Annotated in this window: 15 protein-coding genes and 3 pseudogenes; 4 read left to right on the top strand and 14 right to left on the bottom strand. The window is 60.0% G+C overall.

Annotation, left to right across the window (positions count from 1 at the left end):
* The 4 genes and pseudogenes from ACR65W_RS12200 to ACR65W_RS12185 all read right to left on the bottom strand — a co-directional run.
* Positions 1–691, bottom strand: a pseudogene (locus tag ACR65W_RS12200) (transporter); the annotation flags it as partial.
* Entirely contained in the window at positions 684–1,022 is a 339-nt protein-coding gene (locus ACR65W_RS12195) for a type IV secretion system protein VirB3 (protein ID WP_434502672.1), read from the bottom strand. The gene ACR65W_RS12195 and the pseudogene ACR65W_RS12200, both read right to left, overlap by 8 nt.
* Positions 1,022–1,315, bottom strand: coding sequence for a TrbC/VirB2 family protein (locus ACR65W_RS12190; protein WP_434501358.1), 294 nt, complete (start codon positions 1,313–1,315; stop codon positions 1,022–1,024). Before ACR65W_RS12190 ends, ACR65W_RS12195 begins: the two co-directional genes overlap by 1 nt.
* A 73-nt stretch (positions 1,316–1,388) precedes the next feature.
* Positions 1,389–1,955: a type IV secretion protein gene (locus ACR65W_RS12185; RefSeq protein WP_434501357.1), complete on the bottom strand. Its 567-nt coding sequence runs from the start codon at positions 1,953–1,955 to the stop codon at positions 1,389–1,391.
* A 380-nt stretch (positions 1,956–2,335) separates the two neighbouring features.
* Between ACR65W_RS12185 and ACR65W_RS12180 the strand changes: the two genes are divergently transcribed.
* On the top strand, positions 2,336–3,064 hold the full coding sequence (locus ACR65W_RS12180) for a helix-turn-helix transcriptional regulator (protein ID WP_434501356.1): 729 nt from the start codon (positions 2,336–2,338) through the stop codon (positions 3,062–3,064).
* A gap of 114 nt (positions 3,065–3,178) precedes the next feature.
* Here ACR65W_RS12180 and ACR65W_RS12175 read toward each other — a convergent pair whose 3' ends face one another.
* Positions 3,179–4,315 carry a DNA topoisomerase IV subunit A gene (locus tag ACR65W_RS12175; RefSeq protein ID WP_434501355.1) on the bottom strand — a complete coding sequence of 379 codons (1,137 nt, stop codon included), beginning with the start codon at positions 4,313–4,315 and terminating at the stop codon, positions 3,179–3,181.
* Complete coding sequence (locus tag ACR65W_RS12170) at positions 4,312–5,997, bottom strand: DNA topoisomerase VI subunit B (protein ID WP_434501354.1); 1,686 nt, start codon at positions 5,995–5,997, stop codon at positions 4,312–4,314. The genes ACR65W_RS12175 and ACR65W_RS12170 overlap by 4 nt, the downstream gene beginning before the upstream one ends.
* A gap of 213 nt (positions 5,998–6,210) precedes the next feature.
* Between ACR65W_RS12170 and ACR65W_RS12165 the strand changes: the two genes are divergently transcribed.
* Positions 6,211–7,056 (top strand): bifunctional DNA primase/polymerase, encoded by an 846-nt coding sequence (locus ACR65W_RS12165; protein WP_434501353.1) that lies wholly within the window; start codon positions 6,211–6,213, stop codon positions 7,054–7,056.
* Between the two features lie 171 nt (positions 7,057–7,227).
* Here the strand turns inward: ACR65W_RS12165 and ACR65W_RS12160 are convergent, their stop codons facing one another.
* Entirely contained in the window at positions 7,228–7,791 is a 564-nt protein-coding gene (locus ACR65W_RS12160; RefSeq protein WP_434501352.1) for a thioredoxin family protein, read from the bottom strand.
* 40 nt (positions 7,792–7,831) lie between these two features.
* Positions 7,832–8,372 (bottom strand): annotated as a pseudogene (locus ACR65W_RS12155) (hypothetical protein).
* Here ACR65W_RS12155 and ACR65W_RS12150 point away from each other — a divergent pair.
* Positions 8,283–8,720, top strand: a complete 438-nt coding sequence (locus tag ACR65W_RS12150; RefSeq protein ID WP_434501351.1) for a hypothetical protein — start codon at positions 8,283–8,285, stop codon at positions 8,718–8,720. The pseudogene ACR65W_RS12155 and the gene ACR65W_RS12150 sit on opposite strands and share 90 nt — an antisense overlap.
* 41 nt (positions 8,721–8,761) lie before the next feature.
* Here the strand turns inward: ACR65W_RS12150 and ACR65W_RS12145 are convergent, their stop codons facing one another.
* The 5 genes from ACR65W_RS12145 to ACR65W_RS12125 all read right to left on the bottom strand — a co-directional run bounded on the left by ACR65W_RS12145 (position 8,762) and on the right by ACR65W_RS12125 (position 12,249).
* Positions 8,762–9,124, bottom strand: a complete 363-nt coding sequence (locus ACR65W_RS12145) for a DUF429 domain-containing protein (RefSeq protein WP_434501350.1) — start codon at positions 9,122–9,124, stop codon at positions 8,762–8,764.
* 102 nt (positions 9,125–9,226) lie between these two features.
* Positions 9,227–9,526 (bottom strand): hypothetical protein, encoded by a 300-nt coding sequence (locus tag ACR65W_RS12140; RefSeq protein WP_434501349.1) that lies wholly within the window; start codon positions 9,524–9,526, stop codon positions 9,227–9,229.
* Between the two features lie 3 nt (positions 9,527–9,529).
* Entirely contained in the window at positions 9,530–10,801 is a 1,272-nt protein-coding gene (locus ACR65W_RS12135; RefSeq protein WP_434501348.1) for a type II toxin-antitoxin system HipA family toxin, read from the bottom strand.
* Complete coding sequence (locus ACR65W_RS12130) at positions 10,791–11,132, bottom strand: helix-turn-helix domain-containing protein (RefSeq protein WP_434501347.1); 342 nt, start codon at positions 11,130–11,132, stop codon at positions 10,791–10,793. The genes ACR65W_RS12135 and ACR65W_RS12130 overlap by 11 nt, the downstream gene beginning before the upstream one ends.
* A gap of 643 nt (positions 11,133–11,775) precedes the next feature.
* Positions 11,776–12,249 carry a ferritin-like domain-containing protein gene (locus ACR65W_RS12125; protein WP_434501346.1) on the bottom strand — a complete coding sequence of 158 codons (474 nt, stop codon included), beginning with the start codon at positions 12,247–12,249 and terminating at the stop codon, positions 11,776–11,778.
* Positions 12,250–12,696: 447 nt separating this feature from the next.
* Between ACR65W_RS12125 and ACR65W_RS12120 the strand changes: the two genes are divergently transcribed.
* Positions 12,697–13,044 carry a 4a-hydroxytetrahydrobiopterin dehydratase gene (locus tag ACR65W_RS12120; protein ID WP_434501345.1) on the top strand — a complete coding sequence of 116 codons (348 nt, stop codon included), beginning with the start codon at positions 12,697–12,699 and terminating at the stop codon, positions 13,042–13,044.
* 191 nt (positions 13,045–13,235) lie between these two features.
* Here the strand turns inward: ACR65W_RS12120 and ACR65W_RS12115 are convergent.
* Positions 13,236–13,636, bottom strand: a pseudogene (locus tag ACR65W_RS12115) (IS5 family transposase); the annotation flags it as partial.
* Positions 13,637–13,774: the final 138 nt, after the last annotated feature.

Raw genomic sequence — 13,774 nt, 5'->3', positions numbered from 1 at the left:
TTTCGAGGGCTTCGCGCCCGAAAATGACCCGGTTCGTATAGAGCGCCGACCCGATCGGCCCCTGCGGCAAGGGCGTTGGCAGCCATTCGCCGGAGGCGAGCGCGTGGAGGAACTCCATCGGCTCGGAAAAGACGAGCGCCTTACGCGCCACTAATCCCAAAGGGCGGGCTCCATAGCGTTCGAGCGCCGCGACGATGTCGCGCGCGGCGTCGCCGAGCCGCTTCAAAGCCTCGCTGTCGACTTCGGCTGCGAAGCGGCCCGCGCGGCCGAGCCGTTTAAAGAAGTCGGCGGCTCCGTCGGTCGCAGCGCGTCCTGGATGCCAGACGAGCGTGAGGTAAAGATCGTTGCGAAAGAGCCGTTCGTTTTGCAGCCGTTCGCGATAACAGGCGTCGAGCGCCGCGGCGAAGGACGAACGGAATTGCCCTTCGGGGTAATCCATCGAGCGCCGACGCACGAGATGCGTCCACAGCGCCAGCTGTTCGTCGGCGAGATTGCGCAGCGTCAGATTGAGCTTGGCGTGGAGATCCTTGAGATCGGCGGTCGCGGCGGTCTCAAACGAAACCCCGTCGAGGCGGATAACCGTGATCAATGCGCGCGTCGAGAGGCTGATAACCGTCTGGTTCACGTGCCGCACGAACGGCAGATAGACGTCGGGTTCGAGCTCGCGCGCTTTGATCACCGCCTTACGCATGAGCGAAGTCCTTCGCTCGATAGGGCTTCACGAGCCGCAGCGGCGAGCAGGATGAGCCGCCCCAGAACAATGCATTGCGCATCCGCCCACGCGTCTCGAGCCAGGCAAGAAGAATGCGGAACATGTTGGGATCATGCCGGCAGATGATCCGATTAACGCCGTGGATCGGGAGCGCGACGAGGCCGTAAAGGATGCTCCCGGCGGCGAGGAAGAGGATGCAGGAGAAAATCATATTGAAGGCCATAGCCTCCATGGTGACCCCTGCGATCATCGCCGGGCGCGTGCAGGCGAGAAACAACGTGTCCTCGCTCAGGCGGAGCGGCTCCGTCATCAATGACCGCCAGTCAGCGTCGACACCACTTCTGAGGCGCCGAAGACGATGGCGACGCCGAGCACCACGTAAGCAGCCTTGCGCAAATCGAGGTGGCCGAACATCCAGGCGACGCCGACAATGATCACGGCAAGAGTCGCCAAGAGACGCGCGACATTGCCGGTCAGCAGGGTAACGATGTTTTGCAGCACGCCCTCGATGTTTGCTGATTGCGCGAACGCCGGCTCGACGAGGCCGATGCTGAAAATGAGGCCCATGCAGAGAAGCGCGGAGGATTTGCGAAAAGAAGACATTAGAGACTCCCGATTGGGCTCGCGGCGAATGGGTAGCGTGTTGTTAAACCGAACGAAACGAGAGGGCGCTCATTCAGCGCTCATAGACAAAAAGCGAAGCGCCGCGGCCGGAGCGATACACGTCGAGGGTTGGACGCTGCTCGACGGGCGACATGTTCGCCGAGGAACGTTCCGCTGCGGATCCGCCTACGTGCGGGCCTGCCTGTGGACGCGCCGCAATCTCGGGCGCCGCGCGCAATTCTTTTTCGACAAGGCTCGCGACGACGGACGCCGCGGCTTTTTCGGGATCGCCCACCCTTGTGCGCGCTGCCTCGAGTCGCGCTTGGTACAATGCGTGAAGGCCGGCGACATGCTTGCAAGCGTCGAAGCTTGCAGAAATCGTCAGTCCAGCCTGTTTCCTTTCTTCGGGACCGAGTTGAGCGAGACCGATTCGCACGTTTTGTCCGGCGACTGTCGCTTCGCTCGCCAGTTGAACGCCTTCCTCGAGACTGGTCGCCTGAACGGAGATCGGCTTCCTTCCGTCGATCGTGATCAAGAGCGGCTCGAAAGCGCTCGTTTGGCGCACGATCGCCGTCAACGGCTTGATGGCCGCTCCCGGCGCGCAACGTTCAAGGAGAGCAGCGAAAGCGGCAGGATCCATGTCCGGGGTCCTCTTTGAAAGCGTCAGTCGAGATTGCGGAGCCTTTGGCTTTTTCAAATCAGGCGATGAGCTGCCATTTCGCGACTGCGCGCTCGACGAGCGTGCATCGCAAGCGTCCACTTATAAGTGTGAGGATCTAGCAAGGACGCGAGCGCGATCAGTTTCATTTCCGAATCGTCTCCAGCTGCGGAGTTGAGGCGCGCGAGCAATGCAGCAGGAGGACTCTGTATGGAACCTGCCACTTTAGACAGGGCGGCTGTGGGTAAATGCTCAGCTCCCGCCCAAAAGTCGCCCCATCAGGACAATAGATGGCCTGGCATCTATCTCGCTCGTCTCTCGAGGGGCAAAAAATCTAGCATTTGTATGCGGTTGGAGGCCAAATGAAAAAGGCTAAAAGAGCATTCCATGAGTTCATCGACGCCGTGTACATTGCGAACACGAGGGAGGAATTCCAACGCGTCGGAGAGCGCGCTGCGTGTGCGCTAGGGTTTGAATGGTTCGCCTATTTCGAAGGAGGTAATGGCGACCTCACTCTCGTCACGTCGTATCCAAAGAACTGGGTGGATCGCTATTACGACGAACAATATCAAAACATTGATCCCGTCCTCCGTCAGGCGCGCATTATTGGTCCGGCATTTCCGTGGGATGCGAGTGACATGGCAGCGACGCGATCAATGAAAGAACGTCATTTCCTCGATGAAGCGCTTAGTTTCAACATCAGAGCAGGAGTGACCGTCCCTATTGCTGCAGGCTACGGCCGCTTCGGCGCCTTCACGTTTGCGGCCGACGACCACAGTCCCGCGCTCGATCGTCTCACGGAGAACTCAAAAGATCTGCTGCAGATGATGGGCGTCAGTTACCATGCTCACGTAAAAGCCAGAATGTCGGATCCGTTGGAGCTCGATGGCGACAACGTCGTGCTAACGTTTAGAGAACGGCAATGCCTCGGATGGGCGTCGTTGGGAAAGACGATGCAAGAGATGGCGACGATTTTGCGCGTTACGCCGCGCGTGGTGAAGTTTCATCTCGATAATGGTCGGCGGAAGCTCGGCGCATCAACGTTGCCTCACGCCGTCGCCCTTGCCCTTCGCCGGGAATTGCTGCCGTAGGAGATTTCACTGCTTACCGATTTCATGACTGCCGATTTGCAATCCCGCACGCGATGATCGGGATTCTCTTCGGGGCCACGTTGCAAGGATTCCTTTATCTAACCGCATCGGGTTTCACGGCAGAAACCCGCTCTCGTTAGCGAGCTTTCGCGGCAGATATTGGTCGATAACGTAATTGAGGCCCCATTTGGCCAATGCTTGCTGCTCGGCGCGGACCCCCATTTTAAGCAATTGCTCAATGGCGGCGATCCATGCAGGATTAGCCTTGATGAACGGGTCGTTGTGCAACGCGTCTTGCGCGCGTTTAACGTCGGTCGCTGTAAGGGGGTGGGTCGCGTCCTCAAGGCCAAAGTCGAGAATGTCTTGGGGCGTGACGCCTAAGAAGCGCGCCCGCGGCACACATAGGAAGCGATTGACGTGAGCCGCGTTGCCTGAACCCACCTTGAGCGTGCGGTAAATATTGGTGAACCCATAGGGGTCGCAGTCCACAAAGCAGTAGACAGGCAAATCCTGCGTGTCGGAAAGAAGGCGAATGAACCGCCGAGTCGCGCGGGTCGGCACGCCGCCCATTTCAACGATGATGCATTTCGCGGTTTCCCAGAAACGGTGATTGTTGAGGCGTTGAAACATGCCGCCGGTTTCAATGGCGAGCACGAAACGCGCATCAGTCGTGAAGCTCAAGTGCTCGGCCGAACGCGGAATACTATAGGCGCCGCTCCCGAGATTGGCGCAGTCGATCTCGATAGATCGCCCAGTCGCGGAGTTTCTATCGATGACCGTGAGCCGGCCTGCGACTGAGCCGCCATGCGACTCGGGGTAGAAGCGTAATTGCTCGCGTGAAAGACCATGCATCGACGCCATGGCTTCGATGTCGTCCATAATGGCGTCAGACTCGGCTTGTTCGTCGAATCGGCAGTCGCCCCAGTTCTTACTGATGTAATAGGCTTCGCGCTTCGTGGCAAAATCATTGCTCTCGACCATGGCGCGGGAAGTCGCCATCAGGCGTAGCGTTTGCGCGAAAGATCGGGCGGTGTTCACCGTCAATGTGCGCAGCTTGTGCGCGCCGCCCAGCTCCAAATAGCCTTTCATTTCATCATAGGTCACATTGTCGAGGCCGCGGGCGGGGAGCTTGATGCTAGGCAAGACTCCAGTGTCGATGTCTTTGCGGACCTCGCGCGCGATCGATTCAATCAAGGTGATAGTTTCTTTATCCTGATCGCTGGGCGTCTTGACGGAGCTGGCGTTCTTCATGGTTTCGACCTTCGGGTCGTGCGGCTCGTGTGGAGGACGTCATCAAGCATGTTCACGGTAGAATCCCGTTCATCGTCGCTCAGCGCCAAAATGTCCTGCAGGGCGGCGCCAATATGCGGCAGATACCTTTCAATGTGAGCCCGTCTGTCATATTCCTGACGAAGGTGAAGCTCGCGGCGCAGGTAATGCGCGAGTCGACGCGCACATTGTTGCAGCCCTAATTTGATCTCCCTGAGAATTTCCGGATAGGGCTCGATCGCTTCCTTCGACTCGGAAGTGTAAGGAATCCAAACCGAGGCGACGTGGACCAAGATCGCCATTGGCGCAATCGGCAACGACCCCTTGGTCTGGTGGAGGCCATAGGTCCGCCAGTTCGTCTGAATTACGGCCTTGGTGATGGCGCAACTTGACTGCTGGTAGAGGAGCGGCGTCCGATTCGCAAAACGCAAAAGACGAACAGGCTCGTCCTTTGGCGCGATCAGCTGTTCGACCGTGCTGGCATGTTGCGCTTTTTGTTTGCGTCGCATATGGCCGCCGGCGTCGACTTCAATGTCGGGCTCGCCGGGACGGCCAAACGCCATTCCGACTTCCACTTGGAAGGGGTTGCCGCGATAGGCTGCGGCGGGCCGCGTGGCAGTTGTGTAAAAATCCGCCGCCAATTCCTTGCGTAAGCCTTCGAGAAGTTGCGGTTCGCCGATTGGGACAATGCAGTCCGTCCGCGGGGCCAAGACGCGTGTTTTTTGGATGGCGCGATGCAATGCCGCGGCCTGCGCGTGGGCGATGTGAGCTGGGTAAGAGCGATCGGTCAGCGGCTTGCCGGCGCGCTTGATAATCTCGATCGCCGTCTTTTTACCCACGCATGAAAACTCATCGACGAGAAACCGCATTAAGGACCGACTCGTTGTGTTGCTCAACATTTGGATGAGCCGACCAAGCTCGACGCCGTGCGGATGCGGTTTGATTTCTTTTGGTCGAGGGGGAAGGGTATCGGCGCAGCGAAGAAATTGGGTTTCTTTCCCATGGGGGTCAACGTATGTGATCGACACATGCGGATTGGCGATGGCCGTCTGCTTCAAATAGACTTCAACCGAATGCGGCCCCGTTTGATGGTGGCCCTCCATCTCCATCTCGACCCGCGTTCCGTGCGGGCAGTCCCACTCGACGCGTCTCTTCTTATGGATGTCCGGCCGGTTATTGGCCGTATCGATCGATACGTAAAGCTCCGAAGCCAGTTCATCGCCTTCGGTGCGGCTGATGATGTGCAGCGGCTTACCCACGGTCAGCTGCCCATACATTCCCGCGGCCGAGATTCCCATTCCCTGTTGACCGCGCGACTGGCTCAGTTTGTGGAATTTCGATCCGTAAAGCAGTTTGCCAAAGATGCGCGCGATTTGGCTCTCGACAATGCCAGGGCCGTTATCCTCGACCACGACTCGCGCTTTCCCCAAACGATCGCGCACGTGCACAACAATTTCGGGCAACACTCCCGCCTCCTCGCAAGCGTCGAGGGCGTTATCCACGGCCTCTTTAACGGCGGTGACCAAGGCCTTGGCGGGCGTGTCGAATCCAAGCAGGTGACGGTTCTTGAGGAAGAACTCTGAAACGGAAATTTCGCGCTGCCGACTCGCCAATTCAATGGCGGTGGGGACCCTGGTTTGCTTGTCAGACGAGATTTGCGCCATCCGTCGCCGCGTCGATTGCCGTGCCCTTATCAGGTGCTCGGTTGGAGTCTTGCTGGCGGGCTCCCTGACCGCGCCCGTCTTTATGTAACATATATGCACTTGGAGCTTTGCATTAGCGTCGCCAGCGCTTGACCTATTTCCGAAGCCTCCCGTAAGTCTTTTAAAGGGAAGAAGCCCGTAAAGGGACGAGCGAGAGCTCTTCCGGCGGCTCGGGTGAGGCGGAGGCGATGGCCGAACAGGCTGCGAGGGCCGAAGCAGCCAAGCGTTACCTGGCTCACGGCTGGTCGATTTTGCCGCTGCGGCCGCGCGATAAGCGACCGCTCATCCCCTTGGGCGCATCTGCAGATCCGACGACCTTCGAGGGAGGACGTCGCCGAATGGTTCCGGCGATGGCCGGACGCCAATATCGGAGTCGTCAGCGGCGAGATTTCAAATCTGATTGTCCTCGATGTCGATCCGAAGCACGGAAGCGACGCGGCGCTCGAACGATTGGAGCGCACATACGGTCCGGTTCCCGCGACGGTGGAAGCGACAACTGGCGGCGGCGGCCGTCACCTCTATTTCGCTCACCCGGGAGGCCTCGTCAGGAATCGCGCTGGCTTGGCGCAGGGAATCGATTTGCGGGGCGATGGCGGTTACATCGTCGCCCCGCCGTCCATTCACCCGAGCGGCGCTTTTTACGAATGGGCTCCGGGACGCAACCCCGACGAGATCGCGCTGGCGCCTCTGTCGCGCTGGCTGATCGCGCCAATGCAGGGGCTGCGCGTCGGACGTTCGCTTTCCGATTGGCGGCATCTCGTGAAAGAAGGGGTGGCGGAGGGTCAACGCAACTCGACGATTGCCTCGCTGACCGGCCATTTGCTCTGGCACAATGTCGACCCCGACGTCGCGCTCGAATTATTGCTCGCCTGGAACCGCATGCGATGTCGCCCCCCGCTTGACGATGCGGAGGTTGCGGGGGTTGTGGCAAGTATCACAAAACTGCACGACGTTGAAAACGCGTTCGAACAGCAACGACTCGGCTCGGAGGAATTTAGGTCGTGGCCAAAGGCGCCATGACGCGCCCACAAATCCGAACAGCGTGTTGCTCAACAGGAGCAGGCGATTGCATGGATCGGCCTCATACAACGAGGAGGGTCATGTTGCGCCCGTCCTCAAATCGCGCCTACCGCTCGGCGCTATTTCGCCGCCTGTTTAGGGCAGGCGCTATCTCAAGTCTGCTTGGTGCGCTCAGCCGAGCGTCGATTTCCATTTAATCGAACAGCCGATCGAGGGAATTTGGTCGGGCGGGGCCGCTCCCGTGGCGGCGATCGCGCGCATCGCCTCGACGAGTTCTCGCCTCGCTCCGGCCGGAGGCGGAAACGTGCGTCCCGCATCGAGACGACCTCGATATTTGAGTTTGCGATCTCGATCGTAGCCAAAGAAATCGGGCGTGCAGACCGCGCCATAGGCTCGCGCGACGGATTGTGTTTCGTCGTGAAGATAGGGAAAGGGGAAATCGTGCGTCTTCGCGAATTCCTTCATCTTGTCGAAGGAGTCCTCGGGATAAATCTCGGCGTCGTTCGCGCAGATGGCCGCAAAGCCGATCCCTTCTTTCATGAGCACGCGGGCGTCGCCGACAAGCCGGTCGATCACGGCTTTGACGTAAGGGCAGTGATTGCAGATGAAGACGATCACTGTTCCATTTTCGCCGGCGATATCGTCGAGCGAGCAGGTTCGGCCGTCCGTGGCGGGAAGTCGAAAATCCGCCGCCGACGTCTCAAGGATGATCTCTTCGGGACTCATCGCCGCCATGGCCGCGCCTCCATTCTACTTAAAAAGGGCTTCTTGAGGCTCAGTAGATAGGGTGCCTCCTACAGAGCGCCCGAACCTCTTCACGAAGAGTCGCGATCGTCAGCGCGTCAGTTGGAACTTGCAGGATGCGGGCTATCCATTGCGCGATCATTAGGAATTCCGAAACCCCAAAGCCGCGCGTCGTCCCGGCGTTGCTGGAAAGGCGCAAACCCGAAGTCGCTTCGGGAGGGCGCGGATCGAAAGGGATCAGGTTTTTGTTGACGGCGAGGCCCGCGCGCTCAAGCAAGCTCCATCAGCATCAGGCTGGTGTCGGTTCCACCGGTGACGATGCGAAGCCCGCCGTCGCTGAGCGTCACCGCCAGAGCCTGCGCGTTCTCCACGATTGCCTCATTATAGACTTTGAACTCTGGGCGTAGCGCCCCGCCGAGGCAGGCGGCCTTGCCGGTCAACGCCATGCAGCATCACTGATCCCTGCACGCCGGGAAGATTCCGTGGTTGATCCTGTCGCTCAGCGCTTCATCGTTCCAGAGCGCGAGGCCGCCGCGCGCGCCGTGCAGGGATTTGTATGTAGTCGTTGTCACGACATGCGCATGCGGAAAAGGGTCGGGGTAAAGGCAGGCGGGACCTCTGTGTGCAAGGTGAAGGCAGGCGAGACAACCGATGAACTCTTCGCGTTTCTCACCACTAAGCCGAACAAGGCAGTCGGCGTAATCCACCCGAAGGCAATGCCCGTCATTTTGACGACGCGCAAGGAGATTGACCTTTGGATGGCCGCTCCCGCCGAAGAGGCGCTCAGGCTGCAGGGGCCACTCGCGGACGACGCGCTCATGATCGTAGTAAGGGGCGGGAAGCAGGATGAAGGAGGTGTGGCGGCGTGGTCGCTTCCATTTACCGTGGCCCTCCGTGCTTGCCGTTCGCTTCATCGCTGAGCTGCGGATCGGCGATCCAGCCTTCGGCAGCGTCGAGCGTTTCAGGCGCCCCCGAACCCGTTCTCTCTGTTCCGCCAAGCCCAGGCGGCCTGTATGGCGCAAAGCAGAGCATCGAGATGGTCTCCACCGGGATTGTCGCAGAGCGCTTCCGATGCTTCGATCGCGAAGCTGTAACGAGCTTCCGCGTCACCATCACGCAGGGCAGAGAGGAGTTGAAGCCGCGCGGTGCGCTGGTCTTGTGTCTGTTTCTTTTTCGTGTCCTGCTTGTAGCTGCGGCGGCCGATGATCGAGCGGGCGAGCATGCCGGGGTAGGCCTCGACGACGATGTGCCCGGGGTCGCCGTCCTGGAGACGCGGAATCGTAACGTTTGCGTCGATCAGGCGCGGAGCGCCTTCGGAGAACATCAAAGCGATCGGAACGCCATAAAGTTTTTGCGGGCTTATCGACCCCGCGGCCATGTCTGTCTGGCGGCGGTATTCTCTGTCGCCGTCAGGCCGGGACGCGCGTTAGCTGTCGAGCGCTTTCCGGAATCCGGCCCGTCCGAGGCTTTGCGCGTGGCGGACATAGCCGGCCCAGTCGGCTGGCCAGCCGATGTTTTCAATGAATTGCCGGGATTGACCGAATGGAAAGTCAATGCCGGCGATCCACGGCCCGGGGCGTTTCAGCGCCCGCTCGAACTCTGAAAAATCCCGCCATTCTTCGAGGGTTTCTGTACGCAGGAGGCCGCCGTCAAACGTGCAGGCAAGGCAGGCGAGGGGTTTGCGGCGTGATGGCGTGCTCGTGAAATCGATATCGTAGACCCTCATCGATCAGGCCTCGCGCTCTTGCAGGAAGAGTCCGCCGTATACGAAGGCGCGGGCGATGATTTCGCAGTCGCGTTCGGTCACTCCGATGCTGCGCATGAGCGGGCGCCAGCGCTCTTTTGCCGTTGCGGCGATGCGGTCGAAGATTGCCGCCGCGTCATCTTCCGAAAGCAGGAAACGGCCGTGGCCGGCGATCAGATTGACGCGGTTCGCGTAGCGGCCATAGGGGCCGCATGTCATCGCAAGGTCGCGCCGCTCCTCGGCGATGGCCGGGGTTGGCGTGAGATCGTAGGCGGGGCTGAGCCGCCAACTCCTGTCCTTGCCGAGCACCGCATGATTGCGCGGGTGGTCGTCGAGATTGGAAACCGCCGCATTGAAACAAATCCTGCCGAACAGCTCCCGGAGATCGGCTTCCGGTGCAGCGCTGACGCGCCTGATTTCATCGGCAAGGAGGAGGTAGGACCACTGCGCGCGGTCTTCCGGCTGGTCACCCGTCCGCAGCAAGGTGAGGGCGCTGACCATGCGGTGACGGCGATAGCCGCTTTCGGTGGGGTCGCGGTCGAAGCGACGCACGAGCAGGACATCCTTGCCGCCGACGGTTTCAATACGGCTGTCCGCGACATGAAGGCCGCATTCGGCGGCAAGGCGCAACATGCCATGCTCGACGCGCGGATAGTTGAAGCGGTCTTCGCGCGCGCTGAATTTCGCGATCCAGAGACTGCCGTCGTCTTGGACGACAGCCTTGGGACGGGCGCCGCCCATCGAAGTGCCGGGGTCGACCAGATTGCCGGCCTGGGCCACGATTTCATCGGCCCGGTCCGCGTCATCCGCCATGATGGCATCGGCGGCGGCCTGGAGACGCGCAAGGTCGAGGGTGCTGTTGAACGCGCGGCGCGGCGCGGGCGGAGTGACATTGAGCCCGAATCCGAGCGCGCCCGCGCGATCGTCCGGCCCTTGCAGCAGATAGTCGAATTCTTCGAGAACGGTGAGGCCGGCGTGTTTTTCGATCACCCTGCGGCCCCAATAATCCGGCATGGAATCCCGGATCGCGCCGAAGAAGCCGTCAAGCCGCACGGTCTCATAGACACGCGGCGCAAGGCGCAATTCGATGGGGTCGAATTCAACGGCGTCGGGCCGGGCAAGATAGCTCTTGCCGTAGACGAAAGAGCCGCGCGCAACCCCGGTTCGGTCGGTGGTCACGCGGAAACGGCCGGCTGTCACGAACTCCGTCGCGCCGGGCAGAACGATATAGACGAAACATTCGCGCTCAGAACTCATTGTCCAGCTTCCTGCTGCCATGAGCGGTCTTCGGCCGGCGCGCGGCTTCCAGGGCCTTGCCTTCCTCATCCCGGTCGGGGCTGGCAACCGTTTCCATGTCGCCGAGCAGGCCGAGGGCCCAGAGCGCCCCGACGTAAGCGGCGATGCCGGTCGTCGGCTTGCCCTTTTCGACATCGGATAGTGCGAAGCGGGACAGCCCGATTTTTGCGGCAAGCTCGTCGAGGCGCAGGCCGCGGCGCAGCCGTGCCGTACGGATATTCGCGCCGAGGCGCTTTAGGGCCGTCTCGACGGCGTAGGGTGGAGCCTCTGCGATCTTGCTTACACGGGTCATGGCATTTTAAAGCTACTTCTTACGCGCATGAGATGCTTTAAAATAACATATCACGAAGATTACTGTTAAGTCAAGGTATGGCTAATGCATTGGTTGATTTGAAGCAACTTGTCTAGAATACAGGTTATTTTAAATTAACACAAAGCGGCCCGTCGATTGGCGTTCAGAAGCGGCTGCGATTCAGCAGCGCGTCCGTAAGGGGGAACGTCCCGCCCCCGCCATTGCCCGTTTCTGCGTCCGTTTTTTGTCCGGTTTACTGCCTTCATAGCGTGTCGAAATTCAACAACATAGCTGACAACGAGGGGCGCGTTTTGCTTCGAAAAAGTCCGGTTTTTTGGCCCGCCGCATCCGCCCTTTTTGGCGGAAGGAGGACACCCCCTGAGTTGTGAAGCGCGGGGGTCCGCTTCGGCAGCGGCCAGGGCCGCCTGAGTGGACCGCGCACACCGCTTCCGGCATGCGCGGGCCCGCTGCGCTCACAGCCGCGGCCCGTTACCCGGCCGCGCCAGCGCCCTGCGGATGATGTGTAGGTTGTAGTGCGCGTTGCGTAGCTCGATCGAGCGATGAGATGGTCGACACACTCGCGTCGGATCGACCCGATTAACCGTTCGGCAAAAGCATTTTGCCAGGGCGAGGCAGGGGCTGATCAGCGACCGGAAAAAACGGACACGTCCCCCGGTTTTCGCAGCATCTTGTTGACCTCTCCCTGATGCAGTTCCTCGGTGTAGATCATCTTGCGCGCATACTCTTCCAACATCACCGACACGCCTTCCACTTCCTTGAGCAGGTCACGGTAAAGCATCAACGCCGCCCCTTCGTGGGCCAGCGACTCGCGCAGGATATCGCCGATATCGTGTTTGTGGGTTTCCAGCAGCGGGCCGATGTGAAGCGACGGATGGCCGCCGATGTGAGTGATCAGCTCACCCGCCTGGTGCGCATGGGCGAGAGATTCGTCTGCCTGTCCGCGCAGCCAGGAAATGATCGGGAGGCGGTTGTAGCCGAATACCATCAAGGAATAGTGCGTATAGCGCACCACCCCCGCCAGTTCACTTTCCATGATGCGGTTGAGCATGGCGATGATCTTGTCGTCGCTCTTGATCGCATTTTCTTTCTTGGCCATGCCCGTCTCCTGGTTGGAATATCCGGGTTGCTCTGCATGGAGTTGCTCGACGCTGACGAATTCTCCATGACGTAGTCCGGTTCGGGGCGCCGTCAAGTTAACCTGACCGTGGACGCGAAGAGGTGGTTTTCCGGATAACGGCTCCTTCGCGCGGCGAGCTGAGCGCTTGTGATCTCGGGCCAGGCCGCAAAGGCATGGTCGCGAAAGGCGTGACAATCAGGCGCAGACATATTCTCGCGACGGCGAAATTGGAAAAGATTGGCGGTCAGATCGTGCATCGAAAGGAATTTCTGGGGCTGCCGCCGCGATTTCATCCGCTTCATGATCCGCTATCGTCGCCGCGTCGGCCGAGAGAATTCTTCATCCCATTGTACTGCTCTTTGTGTTGGCTGGCCGGCGTGTCAGCGATCGGCGGCGCGCTAGATATCGTGTTCGAGGAGTCGATCGATGACTATGGCTCTCGCGGAGAAGACCTGCGTACCCTGCCGCGGCGGCGTTCCGCCTCTCGAGCGAGAGCAAGCCGAGGCGTTTCTGGCGAATGTCCAAGACTGGGATTTGTGCGACGATGTGCATCGCATCGAGCGCCGTTTCCTCTTCGCGAATTTCCGCGAGGCGCTGAACTTCGTCACCGCCGTAAGCGAACTCGCCGATGCCGAAGGCCATCATCCTGACGTGAGTTTCGGCTGGGGATACGTCACAGTCTCCTTGCATACCAAGAAGATCAAGGGCCTGCACGAGAACGACTTCATCATAGCGGCGATAATCGATCGATTGTTCGATCTGCCGCGCGGCTGAGGATCGGGCGTCTCGCCGCTACTTTCCGTTCGGCTCCCTTCACTCCAACGATCGCCATCACGCTGGCCTTTATCGCGGCGCATTCCGGTAGCCTGCTCGTCGCTCGGTAGGGAAGCGAAGCCGGCGGTCAGAACAGGCGAGCCTTTCGAGCAAATCAACGTCTTGTGGAACGCATCATTTAGGGTCCAGACTCATAACCAATAGCTGATTGTCGCCGCGATGCAGACGGCGGCGAGAAAGTTGGTAGCGTTGCGATCTAGCGCGTGGCGATGCGCCTGAAGTCCTTCAACCGGCAGAACATGCGCTCAATGGCGTTGCGGTTTCGGTAAAGGAAAGGCGAGAAGCAGTTCTTCCATTTGCGATTGGCCTTGGGCGGGATGTTCGGCATCGCGCCGACATTCTCGACCAGCCGGCGGATGACGTCGCTGTCGTAACCTTTGTCGCCATGCAGGATGTCACAGGCGGGCATCTTCGACAGAAGCTCTGCGCCAGCGGTGCAATCGGCAACATTGCCGCCAGTGAGCATGAAGGCGACGGGTCGGCATTGAGCGTCTGTCAGCGCATGGATTTTGGTCGTGCGTCCGCCGCGTGCTGATTCCGACTGATGGCGCCCCCTAAAACGAGATGAAGGCGCCCATCGATTCCGGAATGATCGCGCCCCCCGATTCCGAGATGATGCCGCCCCCTGCAACGGAATGATCCCGCCCGGGTAATTTCGTGCAGTGGCTCA

Origin of the sequence: Methylocystis sp. (assembly GCF_051062815.1) — a bacterium.
Lineage (GTDB): Bacteria > Pseudomonadota > Alphaproteobacteria > Rhizobiales > Beijerinckiaceae > Methylocystis.
This window is presented reverse-complemented; position numbering and strand designations above follow the sequence as displayed.

What these genes read in the sequence shown, in the direction of transcription:
- ACR65W_RS12140 (WP_434501349.1), bottom strand. Translation starts at nt 9,526, where the DNA reads ATGAGGGTCTACGATATCGATTTCACGAGCACGCCATCACGCCGCAAA.
- ACR65W_RS12195 (WP_434502672.1), bottom strand. Translation starts at nt 1,022, where the DNA reads ATGACGGAGCCGCTCCGCCTGAGCGAGGACACGTTGTTTCTCGCCTGC.
- ACR65W_RS12130 (WP_434501347.1), bottom strand. Translation starts at nt 11,132, where the DNA reads ATGACCCGTGTAAGCAAGATCGCAGAGGCTCCACCCTACGCCGTCGAG.
- ACR65W_RS12145 (WP_434501350.1), bottom strand. Translation starts at nt 9,124, where the DNA reads ATGTTCTCCGAAGGCGCTCCGCGCCTGATCGACGCAAACGTTACGATT.
- ACR65W_RS12190 (WP_434501358.1), bottom strand. Translation starts at nt 1,315, where the DNA reads ATGTCTTCTTTTCGCAAATCCTCCGCGCTTCTCTGCATGGGCCTCATT.
- ACR65W_RS12160 (WP_434501352.1), bottom strand. Translation starts at nt 7,791, where the DNA reads ATGGCGGCGATGAGTCCCGAAGAGATCATCCTTGAGACGTCGGCGGCG.
- ACR65W_RS12180 (WP_434501356.1), top strand. Translation starts at nt 2,336, where the DNA reads ATGAAAAAGGCTAAAAGAGCATTCCATGAGTTCATCGACGCCGTGTAC.
- ACR65W_RS12170 (WP_434501354.1), bottom strand. Translation starts at nt 5,997, where the DNA reads ATGGCGCAAATCTCGTCTGACAAGCAAACCAGGGTCCCCACCGCCATT.
- ACR65W_RS12135 (WP_434501348.1), bottom strand. Translation starts at nt 10,801, where the DNA reads ATGAGTTCTGAGCGCGAATGTTTCGTCTATATCGTTCTGCCCGGCGCG.
- ACR65W_RS12185 (WP_434501357.1), bottom strand. Translation starts at nt 1,955, where the DNA reads ATGGATCCTGCCGCTTTCGCTGCTCTCCTTGAACGTTGCGCGCCGGGA.
- ACR65W_RS12175 (WP_434501355.1), bottom strand. Translation starts at nt 4,315, where the DNA reads ATGAAGAACGCCAGCTCCGTCAAGACGCCCAGCGATCAGGATAAAGAA.
- ACR65W_RS12120 (WP_434501345.1), top strand. Translation starts at nt 12,697, where the DNA reads ATGACTATGGCTCTCGCGGAGAAGACCTGCGTACCCTGCCGCGGCGGC.
- ACR65W_RS12125 (WP_434501346.1), bottom strand. Translation starts at nt 12,249, where the DNA reads ATGGCCAAGAAAGAAAATGCGATCAAGAGCGACGACAAGATCATCGCC.